3 protein-coding genes and 1 pseudogene are annotated in these 3,131 nt (G+C 55.8%); 3 read left to right on the top strand and 1 reads right to left on the bottom strand.

Annotated elements, in window-relative coordinates; translation table 11 throughout:
- Positions 1-62: 62 nt before the first annotated feature.
- Together ACXJ5O_RS22850 and ACXJ5O_RS22855 are read left to right on the top strand one after the other, a co-directional pair.
- On the top strand, positions 63-302 hold the full coding sequence (locus ACXJ5O_RS22850; RefSeq protein ID WP_457301905.1) for a hypothetical protein: 240 nt from the start codon (positions 63-65) through the stop codon (positions 300-302).
- 40 nt (positions 303-342) lie between these two features.
- Positions 343-759 (top strand): hypothetical protein, encoded by a 417-nt coding sequence (locus ACXJ5O_RS22855; protein ID WP_457301906.1) that lies wholly within the window; start codon positions 343-345, stop codon positions 757-759.
- A gap of 1,050 nt (positions 760-1,809) precedes the next feature.
- On the opposite strand, the pseudogene ACXJ5O_RS22860 reads toward ACXJ5O_RS22855, so the two are convergent.
- Positions 1,810-1,942, bottom strand: a pseudogene (locus ACXJ5O_RS22860) (KUP/HAK/KT family potassium transporter); the annotation flags it as partial.
- A 181-nt stretch (positions 1,943-2,123) separates the two neighbouring features.
- On the opposite strand from ACXJ5O_RS22860, the gene ACXJ5O_RS22865 reads away from it, so the two are divergent.
- The coding region (locus ACXJ5O_RS22865) for a phospholipase D-like domain-containing protein (protein WP_457301907.1) at positions 2,124-3,131 on the top strand (1,008 nt) is incomplete at its 3' end.

Here is a 3,131-nt window from a genome sequence, read left to right on the forward strand (position 1 = left end):
GGCCAACGACTCGAGGCTAACATAGATAGTGTTAAGCGCTAGGCGTTGGGATCGAGAAACATATGGGTAGTGCCCCGATAGCCACACCTGGTCTTTTCAGGCCAGGGACCGCGGCCATATCTTGCCGCGACCATGTCCATCAACTGCCCGCAATGGCGGGGTTGCCCGAGGGCTGGACCTTCGCGTTCCGCAAGAGCTTGTCGGGCGCGTGCCACTGGGACAAGAAGCACATCGTCGGCCCCGCCCACGCCCACCTGCACGCGGTGCCGATGCTGTTATCGCTTGGTCATCCTGAATACTGAGCGTATTGTGCAATCATGGAAAAGGCGACGATCCTTTTCCATGATTGCCCCAAATAAGCCCGCTGTCAGCAGACCTCGCGGCAACGGGACTTTTGGAAAACCAAATCTTAAAGCTGAGCGTACAACGTTTATCGTGTTTATCACGATGGAGGCCGCCCCAGCGGGCTCGCTCCCCAACCCTTTAAGGGAGGATACCAAAATGCCTTATTTAAAGCCTTTGTTCACCGCATCGATAATCGCGATATCTCTTGCCAGTTTACCTGCAATATCTTGGGCGACGGAGCAGGGCCAGCAACGTCAGCAGGCGCGTGACACCCGCCAGCAGGCGCGCCCAGAAGCACGACAAACAAAGCAGGATTGCCGCGCCGCCAACCAGAAAAGCAACGCTGCATGCCGTCAGGATAAGCGGCATACTAAGCAGGACGCACGCAAAACAGGCCGAGCCATTAAATATTGATTATCGGCCCTTGTTTCGCAAAAAAAACCGCCGCTGGGTTCAAAGCAACGGCGGGTACGGGGTTCGTCAACCGCGGCGTTGCGCGTCACGATTGGACGTTGTGATTGTGCGCTCATAGGGGCGTAGCTGATATCGGGTCTTACCCTACGTTGGCAGTTAATTTTCCCGGCCTTTGTCGTCTTGCTTGCGACCTCCTGCCAAGAAAACCCTTTTTTGAACGTTCGATGATCCTCATACATGCCCCGCAATGTAGGCAATGTTTTGAGCTTTCGAATCAATCAATTCATTATTTGTTTCCCAAGTGCATCATTTACAGAACGCTTCGTGGATTACCATATAGAAGAGGTCCACACCGTTTCTGTGTACGTTTCTGGGTGGTCGCGTATATGTTCACCACCACGTCGCGCATCTGTCCTTAGGCAAATCCCCTATGCCAATTTCTTCGGCGAGGTGGAACGCTTGTCATGATCGGCTTTAGTTGGTGTACCGGCTGTCAGTCTTGCGCAATTGTCTCGCCTGGTTCGAGGAACCGTCCACGGACCAGTTTTCCTTCGACCTCAACCGTAACTTGGTCCCGTGGCAAAGCCGGAGCAGGCGTGCCCTTCGCCGCAGCGCATATTGCGCTGGTGGTCCTTTGAAATCCGTCCCGGCCCGTGGAAATGGCAGGAATCAAACTCGTGAGCGTTGAAGCCTCCGAGGMCCATCCACATTCGTCATATACCGAGTTTCTGAGCGAATTGACCGCCAATCTGCTGTCGATGAAGGGATTGCTTTCAACAGTAGAGGTTGTGCATGACGATGACGAGACAAGAGCTGCGGCAGTTAGGATGTAGCAAGCTAATCTCATTGCAGTGTTTCCTTGAGCGGTCGCCGTCGATTGCTCTGGTAATTATCACTTTCGCAAAGGAATTTCGACCCGCACGCTTGCTATGAAGAAGAACCGACAAGGCACGACACGACTCATTGCTGCGCCCGCAGGAGCGGCTGGATCGAGCGGCAAGCTGCTATACCGACCATTCAAACGCCGGCGCATCTTGCTTTTCCGGACCGTGGGCGAGGGGGCGGTGTCCACATTCAGAATGACGTTGCGTTCATGCAGCACGTTGTAATGTTTGAGGCTGTGCAGCAGCGCCGTGGGCGTGCCTTGCGGGTTGCCCGTCAGGAAGACCGCAGTGCCGGGTACGATCGTCGCTTCCGGCCCAGAGCAGATCGGCGGTTTGGTGGACGATGTCACCGGGAATGGTGCTCAATCTCAAAACGTGAGAGCATGTCTGTACTAGCGGCAAAGTGCGCGACACAGCCAAAGTCTAGCTTTGCGAGCCGCTAAGGGACGTTGGCGTGGTGCGTTCTGGAGGGGGGGTAGTATGAAACCATTTATCTCGGCCGCGGGGCTCTCGTTGCTTCTTCTCGCCGCCTGTTCGCACACCGTGCGAACATTCGAGCAAACACCGTCATATTCGCCCGCGCAGCCGACAAGCACGCGGCTGACACAACTTGTCCAAAGGCTTGGTGATCCTAAGGACGGTCGCTCCGGGGTCAGGCTGATCGGCAACGGAGAAGAAGCGCTGGCGGCGCGCTTGGCGCTTGCAGCGGCCGCCGAAAAAACGATCGATGCGCAGTATTACCTTCTGCACAATGATTCTACCGGAAAAGTCTTTGCGTGGAGCTTGCTGCAAGCCGCGGACCGGGGTGTGCGGGTGCGGCTATTGCTTGATGACATGGACACTAAGAGCTATGACGCCGTGACCGCAGCTCTGGACTCGCATAAAAACATCGAAATCCGGCTCTTTAACCCGTTCTGGCGGGATCAGAGCCTTGTCGCGGCCGGCCTCACCGACTTCAAGCGGATCAACCGCCGGATGCACAACAAGTCGATGACCGCCGACAACGCCATGTCGATCGTCGGTGGCCGCAATATCGGCGATGAGTATTTCCTGGCCAAGAGGGAATTGAACTATTCGGATCTCGATCTGCTGGTTGCTGGACCCGTTGTCGACGAAGTCTCGACAAACTTTGATGAGTACTGGAACAGCAAGTTTGCAGTGCCTGCGCGCGCCGTCGTTGGCAAACCGAAGGGGTTCAGTCTGGACCAAGCGCGCGATCGCCTTGACGAGATCATCGGGAAAGCCCGGGAGACGGAATATGCCAGCGTCGTGCGTGCGGCTGCGAAGCAGAACCTAACGCCATCGACGCTGAAGCTCGCGTGGGTTCGCGCTAAAATGTACTCTGACCCCCCTTCAAAAGCGGCCGGTGAAGACAACAAGGAAGCGATTCTTGCCTCTCAACTGGCAAAGTATTTCGCCCGTGCGACATCAAAGGTTGAGATCGTTTCTGCATATTTCGTGCCAGGCAAACGCGGCACAGAGTGGTTG

This window comes from Phyllobacterium sp. P5_D12 (genome assembly GCF_054049495.1).